Origin of the sequence: Sneathiella sp., from assembly GCF_029233945.1 — a bacterium.
Taxonomy (GTDB): Bacteria; Pseudomonadota; Alphaproteobacteria; order Sneathiellales; family Sneathiellaceae; genus Sneathiella.
Window position 1 is genome coordinate 43330 of the sequence record NZ_JARGOQ010000001.1, and the last position, 16023, is coordinate 59352.

Sequence of the window (16023 nt, forward strand, 5' to 3'; positions counted from 1 at the left end):
AATCTTACCATGATTGGTTACGTATTTCTTTTATAAGGATAAATGGCGCCGCGCCGATGACAAGGCAAATAATTGAATAGGTGAATACCGCATCATAACTACCTGTCAGGTCAAAAATAAGGCCTGAAAAATAAGATCCGCTGGCCATACCAAATCCGCCCCCGACGGCAATTCCGCCATATATGGTCCCGAAATTGCGACCATGGAAAAGAAGGGACGAGATGGAGCCGATCATCGGCCCGCGCGACCCCATGGAAAGGCCGAAGCAAATGATAAAGCCGTAAAGCGGCAGTAAATGATCCGATCGGTCCAGCAACCAGATAAAGATAACCGCCGCGATTGTTATGACATAGCTGATCATGGCTGTTTTAAAGAGGCCAATTTTCAGGGCAATATATCCGGCACCCAGCATGCCGACGGGGATAAGCAGCCCCGACAATCCGTAATTCACCGATGCCTCAATTGGTGTAAATCCGACTTCAATCAGGTAGGTCACCGCCTGGATAACGACGGAGAACATTCCGTTTCCGGTAAAAAAGAAAACGGACGCCAGGCCCCAGAATGGCAATGTGCGGATCGCCTTAGACATGGTCCAGTCAATTTCCGGCCTCTTTACATCAGTAGCTTGAGGGCGGCTGAGTTCCGTGCTGCCTGCGGCAATGCGACGCCAGGGGAGGAATACCACAACCAAGAGACTAAGGACGCAAAATCCGAGAAGAAGTTCCGCCTGTCGCCAGCCATAATTCTCAATAAATATCTGCGAAAGAGACAGACCGAGGAGCGTTCCGGCGCCCATCGAAGAGTAGATGATGGCGAGGGCGAGCGGGATCTGGGCCCTGAACCAGCGGCTGGCCATGGCGGCGTTGGGCACGTTGCCGCAGCAGGAGGCGGAAAACCCGACGAGCAGGCTGATCGTCAGGTAGAATTGCCAGATATTTGTGGCAAAGCTTGCGAAAATAAGTCCAGCCCCGGCCGATAAAATACCAATCCCGTAAACACTGCGTGGGCCAAGGCGGTCAAACAGGACCCCGACAAGGGGCCCGGTCAATCCGGTGATAACCGCGCCAAAGGAGTAAATGGAGGCAACTGTACCGCGCGGCCATTGGAATTCGTCGCCGAGCGGCGAGACCAGGTTCGGAAAATTTTCAAATGCAAATCGTCCGGCCAAGCCCATCAGAAAACACAACAGGAGAACGCCAATTGCGACCGGAACAAATTCTGTTTTTTTGGGTTGGCTCAAAGGCCCCGCTCCATTCTTTTTATTTTTCCGGGAAATGGGGAAGATCGATTAAATTAAGATTCATTCTAATCGACCTGCCCCTAAAATAGAATGCCCTTTCTTTATAAAGACATTAATCCTTGCGGGAGATGGCAGAGGCGAGCCAGCCTGCGAACAGCGCAACAATGATTGCGGCAATGCCGTAAAGTGCAGGGTAAGCATAGGCGAAATCATAAATTTGTCGTCCCAGCCCCGATTTCTTGATAAACAGCGGCGATGACTGGGCTCCCAAGAGTTCCCCATCCTTGAACAGATAGAATTCCGCAATATAGTCGCCGACCGGCACATTCGCGGGGATAGCGATCGTCGTCCGGAAAAGAGTATCGCCGAGAAAATAGACCGCAGTTTCCTGATCCGAATAGAGGTTTGCGCGGGATTTCTGTCGGACGATGGCTTCCTCGAATGGAAGGCTTGTCTGCTCAGGTTCGACCGGGCGAAAGTGCAGGCGCGAAGGCCCGATACGGAGGCGGTTAAGAACATCCGGTGGTGCGATCTCTTCCACGGGCCGATTGCTCGCCAAAGCGTAAAAGCTTGGCACGCGTGCAAATTCCACCGCTTCTGTATTGATCCAAATTCCGGCAACCCGGTCTTTACGGCGGACGATGACATCTTTTTCCGGACCTCGGACAACGACCAGCACGTCACCGCGGTTTAGCCCTTCATCCTTATCATCAATATTAATAGCGCCAAAGAGAAGCAACTCCGTTCCTGTGAAATCGGACGTTACCGAGACCAAATGTGAGGAAATATCGGTGACCAGTGAAGACTGAGCCTGACTGTGGGGTGCCCATGCCAAAACAAGCGCACAAAGGGTGGCAAAGGTTGTTAATAGCGGACGCATGGAAAAGAACATTCGATCAATGCCCTCCTGCGCCGAGCGAATATAGATCGTCCGGCGTAATTACGAGGTCGAATGCCAGTTTCAGGCAAACAATGATGACCAGCAGGGCAAGGAGGCTGCGAAGTTGTTCCCCGCGCAGTTTGGTGCCAAATCGAGTGCCAATCTGGGCCCCGACAACGGAACTGCTCATCAGGAGCAGGGCCAGCATGACATCTACCGTCTGCGTATTGATGGCATGTAGCAACGTAACGTTTGCCGTCACGAAGATAATCTGGAAGAGGGACGTGCCGATCACGACGCTGGTCGGCATACCAAGGAGATAGATCATCGCCGGAACCATAACGAAACCACCGCCGACACCCATGATAGCCGAAAGGATGCCCACCAGGGCGCCAATGCCAAGCGGCATCAGGGCGCTGATATAAAGCTTCGATTTTCGGAACCGCATTTTGAAGGGGAGGCCATGAATCCAGTAATGTTGATGAAGTTTCTTGCGCTTTACCGTGCCGCGCCGCGTGTTGATCAGCGCATTAACGCTTTCAAACAACATCAAGAAACCGATTGTTCCCAGAAAAATAACATAAGACAGCGAAATCATCAGGTCGACCTGGCCGACCGAATTAAGGATTGTGAATATCCAGGCACCTGCTACAGACCCGACGATACCGCCGATCAGGAGCACCATGCCCATTTTGAAATCAACATTTCCGCGTCGCCAATGAGCGAGAACACCGGACACGCTCGCGGCCGTAATCTGGTTGGAAACTGTGGCAACGGACACCGCCGGAGGGATGCCGACAAATATCAGCAGCGGTGTCATGAGAAAGCCGCCGCCAACGCCAAACATTCCCGAGAGAAGACCGATTGCACCACCCATGCCCAAGATCAGAAACAGATTGACTGAAATTTCGGCAATGGGCAGATAAACAGTCATTCGGCAGCTTTGGCCTTCTTTTTTGAGTGGTTCGGGCGGGAGTGACGCCGATTCTGTTGGCTATACATTAAAAGGCCGGGGAAGGGAAGGGGAGCTAAGGAAATCTTCTTGTTCAGCGCCAAGTTTCCTTTTAAAAACCTTATGTCGCTTATTCTGGCTGTTCCTGATATGTGCGGGTGGGAGAAATCACTTGTGAAAGTAGCGATTGCCACGGTATCAAATCCTCAAACTATCTGTGGCGAAGAAGTTCAGGAGAGAACATGCGGGTCCTTTATGTCGGTAACTTTAATGAAAAGCATGATGGCGGTGCTTTCTATGACTCTAATCGCAAGCTTGCCAACGGGTTTATCCGGAACGGTCATCAAGTGTATCAATTCAGTGATCGTGATATCGCGCGTGCCTCAACCTGGTTCAGGTCTCGCAAGTTTGGCGTTGTGCCCGCAAATATGCGCCTCATTAAGACAGCTAAAACCTACTGGCCGGATTTGCTCTTTATTGGGCATGCCGATCCAATATATGCACAAACGCTGAAGGAAATCAGAAAAGCCGTGCCGCATATCAAGATTGCGGTTTATGACTTTGACCCACTCTGGCAGGAGCAGACGGTTGAGCGGACTGCCAAGCATGCGGCGTTGGCTGATGCGACTTTTATTACTACAGCTGGAGATGAACTTAGGAGATTTGCGAATAAGCGCAATGTAGTCAGCTTTTTTCCTAATTTGGTTGACTCCAGCATTGATACTGTAAGGTCATTTGATAATCCCGATCCGGCAACCAGGCTATTTTATGGGATGGGAAATGCGAAAGAAGGGAGTGAACGACGTCAGGTCGCCGAAATGATCATCGAACGTTTTGGTAAGGAGACTATGGAAATTCTCGGGATGCCCGGAAATCCTCCGATAAGCGGAATAGGCTATCAGCGACGTATTGGGGGTGCTCGGATGGGCCTTAATCTCAGCCGTGGCGAGGTTTTTCCTCTCTATAGTTCGGACCGGATGGCGCAGTATACCGGGAACGGGCTGATGACCCTAATCCACCGTCGGACGGGGTATGACCAGATCTACAAAGAGGATGAACTGGCCTTTTACGACGATTTTGATCAACTGCTTGAAAGAATTGCCTATTTCAACGAGCATGATGATGAGGCGCGAACGATTGCCAAAAATGGTTGGCAGCGTACTCACGAGATATTCAATGAGCGGCTTGTCGCCCAATATATCACCGAAGTAACCTTCCGTCAGGAACTGAGTGAGGACTATCAGTGGCCGACAGAGTTGCACCGGGTTTGATCGGTCAGATCCCTGCTTTCTTCAGTTCTTCGGGCAACTTGCCGCCCAGCCAGTAGAAATACATGCGGAAATCGCTATAGAGCGACCAGAACGGATAGGTGAAGGTAGCCGGGCGGTTCTTTTGAACAAAGAAATGCGCGATCCAGGCCGGGCCATATCCGGCGACAAGCGCGAGAAGGACCAACCATGGCATCATGAAAATAAAGGCGGCGATCAGGCATAACAGAGCGAGCGTGGAGCCGATATAATGCAAGCGGCGGCAATTCGCATTTGAATGCTCGCGCAGATAATAAGGCCAGAATTCAGCATATTGAGTGATTTTGGCCGTCATTTCTTGCCTCTTTCCTTATATTCGATATACATTATAGCAGATATTTACCCGCTCAATCCAGTATCTGCGAAGCGTCGGCTATAGATTGACGTTTACGTAAACGTAAAGTATATTACGTGCTGCAAAGTAGGATTGGGACTCAGTACATATAATGAATGCCAGAGCAGAAATTGACAAAGAAGGCCGGATCAGCTTCTCCATCACGGAGCTTGCTGAGGAATTCGGCGTTACCTCCCGCACTATCCGTTTCTATGAGGACAAGGGGCTTGTAAATCCCGCGCGGGAAGGAACGACACGTATTTATTCCCGTAAGGACCGCGGACGGTTAAAGATTATCCTGCGGGGGCGTCGCCTCGGCTTCAGTCTGCAGGACATCAAAAAGATGCTGGATATGTACTCGCCGGAGAGCGGCGGTACGGATCAACTCACCTTCACCTTGCAAAAATGCGAAGAGCAGCTGGAAAAGCTGATCACGCAACGTGCCGATATCAACGAAGCCATTGCGGAATTGGAAGACGGTATCTCCCAGTTGAAGGGACATTTGGCATCTGGTGGCGCGGATGGTTGCAAGAAAACCATCGCCTAAATCCTGCAAAAAGGATCGGGCACAGTAAATTTCGTAAAATTCAGGCTCTATATACAGGGGCAGGACTACAAAAAACGACCGGGAGTAGCCGGTTCATCAATATGATCTGAAAGGATGTCGAGACAATGAAAAATGTCGTAATCGCGGGATATGCACGCTCTCCCTTCACTCTTGCGAACAAAGGGGAGATGATCAAAATCCGCCCCGATGAAATGACAGGTCAGGTGGTAAAGGGCCTGATTGCCACGACTGGCGTCAATGTCGAGGATATTGAGGATGTGATTATTGGCTGCGCCTTCCCGGAGGCGGAGCAGGGCCTGAACGTGGCGCGGATCATCAGCTTCCTTGCCGGTATTCCGAAAGCAACCGCGGCGACGACTGTCAATCGTTTCTGCGGTTCTTCCATGCAGGCGATCCATATGGCGGCGGGGGCGATCCAGATGGGCGCGGGCGAGGTTTTCGTCTGCGGCGGGATCGAGAGCATGACGCGCGTTCCCATGGGGGGCTTTAATCCCGCACCACACCCCGGTCTATACAAGTCTTACCCGGAAGCTTACGTCTCCATGGGCATTACGGCGGAAAACCTTGCCAAGCAATATAATATTTCCCGTAAAGAACAGGAGGAAATGGCTGTTGAAAGCCATGCTCGCGCCTCCGCCGCTCGTGATTCCGGCAAGTTTAATGACGAGATTATTCCGATTGTCGATGGCAATACGCGCGTCGAGCAGGATGGTTGTATCCGCCCCGAAACAACGATGGAAACCCTTGCGGGTCTGAAACCGGCCTTTGATGAGAGCGGTACCGTAACAGCAGCCACCTCCTCACCACTCACCGACGGTGCTTCTGCTACGCTCGTTTGTTCCGAGGAATATGCCGATGCGAACGGACTTAAAAAGCTTGCCCGGATCAAGTCGATTGCCGTCGCAGGCTGTGCGCCGGAATTGATGGGCATCGGCCCGGTTCCGGCCACCAAGAAGGCGCTGGAACGTGCGGGCGTCACCCTCGCAGATATTGATATCATTGAACTGAATGAGGCGTTCGCGGCGCAAGCCTTGGCAGTCCTGAAGGAATCCGGCATGGATTTCGCCAAGACCAACCTTGATGGCGGCGCCATCGCGCTTGGTCACCCGATGGGCGCGACAGGTGCCCGCATTACCGGCAAGGTCGCCAGCCTGTTGCAGCGGGAAGGCAAGGCGCTTGGTTTGGCTACCCAGTGCATCGGCGGCGGTCAGGGCATCGCCACGGTTCTGGAGGCCTGCTAATCATGGCTATTGAAAAAGTTGCCGTTATCGGCGCGGGCGTCATGGGTGCGGCGATTGCCGCCCATGTCGCCAATGCGGGCGTTCCGGTCGTGCTGCTGGATATCGTTCCGAAGGACGCGAAAAACCGGAATATGCTGGCCGAAGGCGCGGTCGCGGCCATGCTGAAAACCAAGCCTGCGCCCTTTATGCACAAAAAGAATGCGCGGCTTGTCACGACCGGAAACCTTGAAGACAACCTCGACCTCGTCGCCGATTGCGACTGGATCTGCGAAGCGATTATCGAAAATACCGGCCTCAAGCAGGATCTCTACAAACGTCTCGACGGTGTGCGCAAAGAGGGCTCTATCGTCACGTCAAATACCTCCACCATTCCGCTTAAAACTTTGATGGAGGGGTTGCCGGAAAGCCTGCAGAAGGATTTTGCCATCACCCATTTCTTCAACCCGCCGCGCTATATGCGGCTGTTTGAATTGGTCGGGGGTACACATACCCGCAAAGAGGCGCTGGAGGATTTGCGGCAGTTCGCGGATATTGCGCTCGGCAAGGAAGTCGTTGACTGTTACGACACGCCGGGTTTTGTCGGTAACCGGATCGGTATATACTGGTCTTCCGTCGCCACGAGTTCAGCTTATGACCTCGGCCTTACGGTTGAGGAAGCTGATGCGGTCTGCGGTAAGCCGATGGGCATTCCCTCCACCGGGATATTCGGTCTCGGCGACCTGACCGGGATTGATCTCGGCCCCAAAGTCATTGCCTCTATGCTATCCGAACTCCCTGCAAGCGATGCCTTCTCGAAAGAGTATGACCCCAACCATCCTTTGGTCGCCATGACCGCCAAGATGATTGAGGAAGGTTATACAGGCCGTAAAGGCAAGGGTGGCTTCTACCGCATGAATAAGGAGGGCGGTAAGCTCGTCAAGGAAGCTCGTAACCTCAGGACCGGGGAATATGCCATGGCCGAAAAGCCGCAGCTCGGATCCGTCAAGGCGGCGAAGAAAGGCCTGCGTGCTCTCGTTGAGTTTGAGGATAAGGGCGCAGAGTATGCTTGGGCGATCCTCTCAAAGACGATTTCCTACGCGGCATCACTTGTGGGTGAGATTGCCGACGATATCATCGCCATCGATACGGCCATGAAAACCGGCTATGCCTGGAAATATGGTCCGTTCGAACAACTTGATCAGCTCGGCAACCAGTATTTCATCGACCGGTTGGAAGCCGAAGGTCTGCCGGTGCCGGAGTTCCTCAAAAAAGTCGGTGATCGCCCGCTTTACAAGGAAGAGGGCAAGGATGCCTACTTCATGACGGTGGATGGCGACTATGCCGTTGTGCCAATTGCCGAAGGCGCCTGGATGCTTGCCGATATCAAGCGGGGCAGCGAGCCTGTCATGTCCAACAAGGGCGCCAGCATCTGGGACCTTGGGGATGGTGTTGCCTGCCTTGAACTCCACACCAAGATGAATTCCATCGATCAGGACGTGGTCACCATGCTGGTGGAAGCCGGCAAGATCGACAAGAAAGGCTTCAAGGCGCTGGTTATCGGCAACGACTCGGACAACTTCTCCGTTGGTGCGAATGTCGGCCTTGCGCTTTTCGCCGCCAACGCGGCGATGTGGCCAGTGATCGAAAACTCGATCTCTGAAGGCCAAAATGCGCTGATGAAGTTGAAATACGCGCCCTTCCCGGTGGTTGCCGCGCCGGCTGGCATGGCCCTTGGCGGCGGTTGCGAGATTGTTCTCGCCGCAGCGGCTGTTCAGGCGCATGCAGAAAGCTACATGGGCCTTGTCGAGGTCGGTGTCGGGGTGATCCCCGGCTTTGGCGGCTGCAAGGAACTGGTCATGCGCGCGATGCTGAACAAGAAACGTCCGGGTGGTGCGATGCCTGCGATTTCTGGCGTGTTCGAAGCCATCTCCACCGCCAAGGTCGCCACCAGCGCCGCGGAAGCGCGGGATATGATGATCTTGCGCGACGGTGACCGGGTGACCATGAACCGCAAGCGGGTCCTCGCCGATGCGAAGGCGCGTGCTCTGGGTATGGTGGAAGGCTATACGGCACCGGAACCGGTGGACGTCAACCTTCCCGGCGCGACGGCGGCGGCGGCTTTCGATATGGCGGTCTCCGGCTTCGTAACCATGGGTAAGGCAACCGCCTATGACGGTGTGGTCAGTGAGCAAGTCGCCCGGGTCCTCACAGGTGGGGATACGGACATCACCCAGCCGGTGACCGAGAAGAAGCTGCTACAGCTGGAGCGCGAAGGCTTCATGACCCTGATCCATAATCATAAGACGCTTGACCGGATTGAGCATATGCTCACCACCGGCAAGCCGCTCAGAAACTAGAAGGGAGTATCGAGATGCCTGTTTATAACGCACCGGTAAAAGACTTCAAATTTGTCCTCAACGACCTTCTGGGTCTCGACAAGATGACCAACATGCCGGGGTTCGAAGATGCGACGCCCGATATGATTGACGCCATCCTCGAAGAGGGCGGTAAATTGATGAGCGAGGTTATCCAGCCGCTCAATCTGGTTGGCGACAAGGAAGGCTGCACCTGGAAGGACGGCGAGGTGACAACCCCGACCGGTTTCAAGGACGCCTATGACGAATACCGTGCCGCGGGTTGGATGGGCCTTGATGCCGATCCGGAATATGGCGGGCAGGGCTTGCCCCATGTTATCGGGATTGCCTTTGCCGAGATGATGAGTGCGGCGAACATGGCGTTCGGCATGTATCCGGGCCTGACCCACGGTGCCTATGCGGCGATCCATAAGCATGGCACGGATGAGCAGAAGCAGACCTGGCTTCCGAAAATGGTCACCGGGGACTGGACCGGGACCATGAACCTGACCGAGCCGCATTGCGGAACGGACCTCGGCCTTATGCGGACCAAGGCAGTGCCACAGGACGATGGCAGCTACAAGGTAACGGGCACGAAAATCTTTATCTCCGCCGGTGAGCATGACATGGCGGACAATATCGTTCATCTCGTGCTGGCGAAAATTCCCGGCGGACCGGAGGGAATCAAGGGCGTCTCCCTCTTTATCGTGCCGAAATTCCTGCTGGATGCCGATGGGAATCCTTCAGAACGTAATGGTGTCGCTTGCGGGTCCATCGAGCACAAGATGGGCATTCACGGCAACTCCTCTTGCGTCATGAACTATGAGGACGCGACGGGCTGGCTCTTGGGCGAGAAACATAAGGGCATGCGTGCCATGTTCACCATGATGAATGCCGCGCGTCTCGGTGTGGGTATCCAGGGGCTTTCTCAGGCCGAGGTTGCTTATCAGAATGCGGTCATCTATGCAAAAGACCGGCTGCAGGGCCGCTCGATATCGGGCGTTAAGGCACCGGAAAAAGCGGCTGATCCGATTATCGTGCATCCGGATATCCGCCGGAACTTGCTGATGATCCGCGCCTTTACCGAAGGCGCACGGGCGCTCGGCCTTTGGGCGGGACTGCAGGTCGATATGGTGGAAAAACACCCCGAAGAAGAGGGGCGCCGCGCCGCCGATGAGGCGCTTGGTCTGCTTACGCCAGTGATCAAGGCTTATTTCACCGATATGGGGTTCGAACTCGCCGCGACTGCGATGCAATGCTACGGCGGCCATGGCTATATCCACGAATGGGGAATGGAGCAGTTCGTCCGCGATGCCCGCATTACCCAGATTTATGAAGGGGCGAACGGTATTCAGGCTCTCGACCTTGTCGGGCGTAAGCTACCGCAGAATCTGGGCCGCAATCTCCGTCAGTTCTTCCATCCGGTGGACGCCTTCATTCAGGAGAATATGATGGACCCGGAACAGAAGGAATTTGTCATGCCGCTCGCCAAAGCCTTTGCGAAGCTCCAACAGGGCACCGCATTGCTCGGCGAGAAAGGCATGAAAAATCCGGACGAAGCAGGTGCCGGCTCTAGCGAGTATCTTCGGATGTTCGGCCTCGTCGCGCTCGGCTTTATGTGGGCGCAGATGGCGAAGATTGCGAAAGCGAAACTGGCCGAGGGAACCGACGATCCCGAGTTCTACAAGACCAAACTGGTCACAGCGCGTTTCTTCTTTGAACGCATGATTCCGGACGTCTCTTCTCTCCTTGTGAAAATGAGTGCGGGGTCAAAAACCATGATGGAACTGGATGCGGAAGCCTTTTAGGGCCGACGATCTATAATATGAAGGCGGGACGTTGTTCCCGCCTTTATTTCGTGAAGTGTGAAACGCGGTGGGCTATCTACTTTTTAGTGGTATCTGACAGGGCAGTTCGCTAAACTTCATGGAGAAATTGACAAATTGTCAATTGCAGGGAAAAAGTCGCACGAAAACTAAAAACAAAGGTGGCGAGATGATCGAAAGAAGCATTTTCAGCGAAGAACATAATATATTCCGGGAATCGGTTCGCCGGTTTTATGAGGAGCATATCACTCCGCATCACGCCCAATGGGAGAAGGACGGCCAGGTGAGCCGCGATGCCTGGCGTGAGGCGGGCAAGCAGGGGCTTCTCTGTATGCCGATCCCCGAGGAATATGGTGGGGCCGGGGCCGATAAACTCTACAGCATCATCATGATGGAGGAGCAGTCGCGCGCGGGCACGACGGGCCCGGGGTTTGGCCTACATTCTGAAATCGTTGCCCCGTATATTTTCAACTACGGCACCGAAGAGCAGAAGAAAAAGTACCTCCCAAAACTGGCAACCGGTGAGATGATTGGCGCGATTGCCATGACGGAACCGGGCGCAGGGTCCGACCTGCAGGGCGTGAAAACCCGTGCCGTGAAGGACGGGGATGATTATATCATCAATGGCTCCAAAACCTTTATCACAAATGGCTATATGTGCGATCTCGTGATCGTCGTGACCAAAACGGATCCGACGGCGGGCGCGAAGGGAACGTCCTTGTTTCTGGTGGAAGCGGATACGCCTGGATTTGAGAAGGGTCGCAATCTAGATAAGCTGGGCCTCAAGGCGCAGGACACGGCGGAGCTTTTCTTTGATGATGTGCGCGTCCCGGCGAGCAACATGCTGGGCGGGGAAGGCAAAGGCTTCTTCTGCCTGATGCAGGAACTTGCCTGGGAGCGGTTGCAGATCGCTATCGGCGCCACGGCGACGATGGAAGCTGTCCTCGACGAGACGATTGAATATACGAAAGACCGCAGTGCCTTCGGCAAGAATATCATCGAGTTTCAGAACTCCCGCTTCAAGCTGGCTGAGCAAAAGACCCAGGTGCAGATTGCCCGCGTCTTTGTCGATAAATGTATCGAGGAGCTGCTGAAGGGCGAGCTTAAGGTCGATACGGCGGCCATGGCGAAATACTGGTGCTCCGAGATTGAAAACAAAGTCATTGATGAATGCCTGCAGCTTCATGGCGGCTATGGCTTTATGTGGGAATTCCGCGTTGCGCGCTCTTATGCCGATGCCCGGGTGCAGCGCATCTATGGCGGCACCAATGAAATCATGAAAGAGCTTATCGCCCGAGGATTATAAGGGCCATAAGGATGGTCAACAGCTGATGGCGCGCCCTGGCATGGGCCGGGTCGGTTGGTGATATCGGCCTCTGGACCCCTCTTTCTGACACTTTATGCGGGTGTTTTATTGTTTCATGTGAAACACCCGGTTCTGCCCAGTCATACCTGAAATACATCGCTCTGTGCCTTGCCAGTTAACCGGGAGCCTGTAAGAAAAGGCTCCCGGCTTGACATTCTTCATCAGTGGAAATGCTGATGAACGGCGGCGATATGCCGATGATCGGAACCACAGCATCCGCCGATTACGGCGAGGTTCGGCAGATACTGCGCAAGATCCACATGCTGTGCGGCGAATTCCGAAGGGTTGCCGTCGTCCAGCTCCTCCGCTTCATCCAGCTCCGCATGGCTCAGGGCCGATGCATTGGCTCTCAGCCCGCCAATCCGACTCCGCCAGTCGCCGCCCGATTTCAGGACATCCACAAAATGCGTCGGATGGGCGCAGTTGATCATGTAATAGGCAGGGCTATTACTGCTTGCATCATCCGTTCTGCGGACAGCTTCTTCCAGGGTTTCTCCCGTTGGTAGTCTGCCGTCGGTCTCGACGGTAAAGGAAATGACCGTCGGGATGCCGATATCGGCACCGATCCGCGCGATGCCGATCGCTTCATTGAGATAGTTCATGGTAACAGCCGTGATCATATCTGCACCGGCCTCCGCGAAGGAGGTAACTTGCGCCCGGTGATAATCGGTCGCCTCTTCCACGGACATAAGGAACTCCGGGTTATAGCCGTCACCGCGTGGCCCGATGGCGCCATTAAGGACGCAGGCCGTTGTCTCCGTCTCATGGGCGTCGCGAATGCCATGCAGCATTTCAACAGACTCTCTGTTGATCACATCCAGGGCTTCAGGACTATAACCGAGAAGATCGCCCCAATCCTGGCTGGCGCGCCATGTCGGTGTATCGAGAATAATTCCCGTGCCATTGTCTTTGGCGATGCTGACATATTTCAGCAGGTAATTTTCAATCGCCTGTTTGCCTTTAGTATCGCGCAAAAGATCAAAGGCGGCGAAGTGTGGCAGGTCAAAGCCTTCCAAAAACAGCAGCGTGGTTTCCAGCCCGCCATCGGTCAGATATATCTTGTCTTTCGACTGCGGCAGGTGATGCCGGTATTTTGCCTGTCTCATAAGTTTCTCCATCATGTTAGATGGCAGGAACATATGAATATCGCGCTCTTTGAAATAGTAGGACTATGGTACAGTTGGGCGGAAAAGTTGAAATGCCGTTTATTTCAAGATGTTAAGCTATTTCCAACTAATACAAACTATGATAGAATGGCACTCCACATAGACAAAACTGTACTGGCGGTACAGTACTCGCAGTATGGAATTTCGAGGGGACAATGAGAAAAGGCGCTGAAACACGAGAGCGACTGCTTTCCATTGCCGAGACGGCAGTTCTCGCAAAGGGTTTTGGCGCGACTTCTATCGAGGAATTGATTGTTGAAGCCGAAATCACCAAAAGTGGCTTCTTCTATCATTTCAAGGATAAGACGGAGCTCGCCCGGGCCCTCATAGTCCGATACCTCGAAGCTGATGAAGTTCTGCTTGATGATCTTTTTAAGCGGGCCAGAGAATTAAACGACGATCCCCTCCATTCACTCCTGATTGGCCTGAAACTTCTGGCGGAAATGATGGCGGACCTGCCGGAGGGACATCCGGGCTGCCTCGTTGCAACGATTTGTTATCAGGAGCGGCTGTTCGACAAGGATATCCATGAACTGACCCGGGGCGGGGCCCTTGCCTGGCGCGCGAGATTTGTCAGGGTGCTGGAGGAGATTAGCGAGATTTATCCGCCGAATGACGATGTTGACCTGGTGGAAGTTGCCGACCTGATCTCTACCATTGTCGAAGGCGGCATAATTATGTCAAAGGCCCTGCGGGAGCCTGAAAAACTTGCCGCTCAAGTTATTCTGCTCCGCTCCTATATCAAGCTGCTTTTCAGTCCCCGCCCGTCGTGATTCACATCTGTGCTTTGAGAAGTTTTTCTGCGGGGTAATCCGTAAATTCCTTGGGCAAGGGAACGGATTTCCGCGTTGTCATATCGAAATAAACACCGATAACGGTGGTCGTGACCGCCAGTTCGCCAGTGTCCATATTGATCAGGTTATGGCCGAAACGAAAAATCTTCTTCTCCGCGCCGATAAGACCGCTTTTCAGCAAAATCGCGGTGGATTTCCGGATTGGCGCATGAAATTCGGAATAGTAATCGAGCGCCGCCGATCCTAAATTGCGGCTGCGGATAATTTCCCGCGTCAGGCCGACCGCATTAATAATATGCGTCGCCGCATCGGAGAAATAGCCAACCACGTGCCGCATTTCGATGTGATCGAACTGATCGCATTCCCAGACATCGACGGACCCGCGTGTGCTTTCGAACATGTGATCGAGTGGGCGGTTCGGCATCAACGTTCCGGCAAAGGGCTCGGGGTGGAAAACATCCGGATGCGGGTCGGTCAATTCCTCGGCGGCGGCTCTTATATCCCCTGGCAGGGGGAGTGACGCATCCGTATCATAATCCGCATAGTCGGCGGTAAATTCATAAACAGCCGATAACCTGCCATGAATGGCATCAAAGATATGAATAAAGCCCGTGAGGATATCGCCGGATACTTCCCGAATGCCGCCCATGCCATAAAGAGCGGTACCTGCATGGACTTCCGACTTATATTGTGTGCGGATGGTCTTGAAGCGGAGGCCCTTGCGGGTTGCGCGGATAGTCGATGGTGACAGGCCGAGCGCGTTCTGCAGGTGGGCAAAGGCGTCTGAGCCTTTCGACATATAGAACTGCACGTTCATATGGCGCATCTGATCGCATTCCCATGCCTCGACCCCGCCGCGATAGAGAGGAAGGAGCTTGTTCATGCTACGTCCTCCCCATCGGTTATTAAATCAACCAGCTTTAGTCGAATGGCGTCGCTCAACGGAATGGCTTTGCGGCTTTCAAGGTCCATATAAGCTGCGGTCATCCTGCTGGCAAAGACAAGCCCATCGTCCACACTGTTATAGAGGCGGTGATCGACGGTCACTGTTTTCTTTGAGCTGCCGACAACCGCGCTTTCCATATGGATAATGTCGCCTGCGTGAAGCTCCGCGACATAACGGGAGTCCTGCTGGACAACGGCAAGGCCTCGCTTGCCGTTCTTCAAGTCATCCGGGTCCATGCCGATGATGTGAAACATGTTGCACATCGCCAGGCTGATACGGGAGCCATAATACTGTATATTCATATGTCCCAGAAGGTCGCATTCTCGCATCAGCACCTGACCGCGATAGCTCTCCATATAACCGCTCATGTACGGGGAACTCCTGTTTTGCAATTATTGTTGATCTTCTTGTTGCGCCACCCTTAATAACATTCGTTTGCTGTGGCGGTCGACCATTTCTTGACTGTCCTGATTGAGCAATTGAAGGCGGCCGCCGCTTTCCAGCAGCATCATCCCGAGGAGAGAGGCGGTGAAGTCCGTCGTTTCTTCCTGCGCTTCGGCGGCGGAGGCCGGGGTTCGTTGATGCAGCTCATTCGCCAGCAGGCCCATCAGGTTAAGCAGACGGCTATCCAGTTCTTTCCGTGCGGGCGCAGGGACGTCGCCTGATGTTTCACCGAGATCGGCAAGAGATAAGAGGAGGAGCCGCCTTTCTTCCGGATGGTCCCGGAAATGGGACGCAAATATTGAAAAGGCTCGCGCGCCTTGATTGTCCGTCGCAACGTCCTGCTGGAGAGCCACCCTGATATGACGCGTTAAGTCACCGAGGATGCCCGCCAGCAATTCGATCTCGATCTCTTCTTTCGTGCGGAAATAGTTGTACGCCGCCCCCAGTGAGTAACCGGCTTCCTCGGCGATGGCTCGCATATTGAGACCGTCCGTCCCGTCAGCATCGAAAATCCGGCGCGCTGCGGCAAGAATATGCTGCCGCTTGAACTTTGCGAGACTTTCTGTGCGGCCTTGCTTTCTATGCCCGTCATTCATAAGTATGTCTCCGGATAATAAACATTATCT

Annotated in this window: 15 protein-coding genes; 7 read left to right on the plus strand and 8 right to left on the minus strand. The window is 53.8% G+C overall.

Annotated elements, in window-relative coordinates:
• Nucleotides 1–4: 4 nt before the first annotated feature.
• From P1U71_RS00225 to P1U71_RS00235, 3 genes are all read right to left on the minus strand, one after another.
• Complete coding sequence (locus P1U71_RS00225) at nt 5–1240, minus strand: MFS transporter (protein ID WP_301103526.1); 1236 nt, start codon at nt 1238–1240, stop codon at nt 5–7.
• 112 nt (nt 1241–1352) lie between these two features.
• Nucleotides 1353–2132, minus strand: coding sequence for a TIGR02186 family protein (locus P1U71_RS00230; protein WP_301103527.1), 780 nt, complete (start codon nt 2130–2132; stop codon nt 1353–1355).
• Between the two features lie 4 nt (nt 2133–2136).
• Nucleotides 2137–3054 (minus strand): sulfite exporter TauE/SafE family protein, encoded by a 918-nt coding sequence (locus tag P1U71_RS00235; protein WP_301103528.1) that lies wholly within the window; start codon nt 3052–3054, stop codon nt 2137–2139.
• A gap of 260 nt (nt 3055–3314) precedes the next feature.
• On the opposite strand from P1U71_RS00235, the gene P1U71_RS00240 reads away from it, so the two are divergent.
• A complete protein-coding gene (locus P1U71_RS00240) occupies nt 3315–4343 on the plus strand; it encodes a glycosyltransferase (protein WP_301103529.1) in 1029 nt (342 codons plus the stop codon).
• 4 nt (nt 4344–4347) lie between these two features.
• Here the strand turns inward: P1U71_RS00240 and P1U71_RS00245 are convergent, their stop codons facing one another.
• The gene (locus P1U71_RS00245) at nt 4348–4674 is read right to left on the minus strand and encodes a DUF962 domain-containing protein (RefSeq protein ID WP_301103530.1); all 327 of its coding nucleotides are present in this window, start codon (nt 4672–4674) and stop codon (nt 4348–4350) included.
• 151 nt (nt 4675–4825) lie between these two features.
• Here P1U71_RS00245 and P1U71_RS00250 point away from each other — a divergent pair, with 151 nt between their 5' ends.
• The 5 genes from P1U71_RS00250 (at nt 4826) to P1U71_RS00270 (ending at nt 11987) form a co-directional block, all read left to right on the plus strand.
• Entirely contained in the window at nt 4826–5260 is a 435-nt protein-coding gene (locus P1U71_RS00250; protein WP_301103531.1) for a MerR family DNA-binding transcriptional regulator, read from the plus strand.
• Between the two features lie 125 nt (nt 5261–5385).
• Nucleotides 5386–6522, plus strand: a complete 1137-nt coding sequence (locus P1U71_RS00255) for a thiolase family protein (RefSeq protein ID WP_301103532.1) — start codon at nt 5386–5388, stop codon at nt 6520–6522.
• A 2-nt stretch (nt 6523–6524) separates the two neighbouring features.
• On the plus strand, nt 6525–8858 hold the full coding sequence (locus tag P1U71_RS00260) for a 3-hydroxyacyl-CoA dehydrogenase/enoyl-CoA hydratase family protein (protein WP_301103533.1): 2334 nt from the start codon (nt 6525–6527) through the stop codon (nt 8856–8858).
• 14 nt (nt 8859–8872) lie between these two features.
• On the plus strand, nt 8873–10663 hold the full coding sequence (locus P1U71_RS00265) for an acyl-CoA dehydrogenase C-terminal domain-containing protein (protein WP_301103534.1): 1791 nt from the start codon (nt 8873–8875) through the stop codon (nt 10661–10663).
• A 187-nt stretch (nt 10664–10850) separates the two neighbouring features.
• The gene (locus P1U71_RS00270) at nt 10851–11987 is read left to right on the plus strand and encodes an acyl-CoA dehydrogenase family protein (RefSeq protein WP_301103535.1); all 1137 of its coding nucleotides are present in this window, start codon (nt 10851–10853) and stop codon (nt 11985–11987) included.
• Nucleotides 11988–12208: 221 nt separating this feature from the next.
• Here the strand turns inward: P1U71_RS00270 and P1U71_RS00275 are convergent, their stop codons facing one another.
• Nucleotides 12209–13153, minus strand: coding sequence for a homocysteine S-methyltransferase family protein (locus P1U71_RS00275; RefSeq protein ID WP_301103536.1), 945 nt, complete (start codon nt 13151–13153; stop codon nt 12209–12211).
• A 215-nt stretch (nt 13154–13368) separates the two neighbouring features.
• On the opposite strand from P1U71_RS00275, the gene P1U71_RS00280 reads away from it, so the two are divergent.
• The gene (locus P1U71_RS00280; RefSeq protein ID WP_301103537.1) at nt 13369–13986 is read left to right on the plus strand and encodes a TetR/AcrR family transcriptional regulator; all 618 of its coding nucleotides are present in this window, start codon (nt 13369–13371) and stop codon (nt 13984–13986) included.
• 1 nt (nt 13987) lies between these two features.
• Here P1U71_RS00280 and P1U71_RS00285 read toward each other — a convergent pair whose 3' ends face one another.
• The 3 genes from P1U71_RS00285 to P1U71_RS00295 are packed head-to-tail and all read right to left on the minus strand — an operon-like array spanning nt 13988 to nt 15993.
• A complete protein-coding gene (locus tag P1U71_RS00285; RefSeq protein ID WP_301103538.1) occupies nt 13988–14890 on the minus strand; it encodes a thioesterase family protein in 903 nt (300 codons plus the stop codon).
• A complete protein-coding gene (locus P1U71_RS00290) occupies nt 14887–15321 on the minus strand; it encodes a thioesterase family protein (protein WP_301103539.1) in 435 nt (144 codons plus the stop codon). The genes P1U71_RS00285 and P1U71_RS00290 overlap by 4 nt, the downstream gene beginning before the upstream one ends.
• A gap of 24 nt (nt 15322–15345) precedes the next feature.
• Complete coding sequence (locus tag P1U71_RS00295; protein ID WP_301103540.1) at nt 15346–15993, minus strand: TetR/AcrR family transcriptional regulator; 648 nt, start codon at nt 15991–15993, stop codon at nt 15346–15348.
• Nucleotides 15994–16023: the final 30 nt, after the last annotated feature.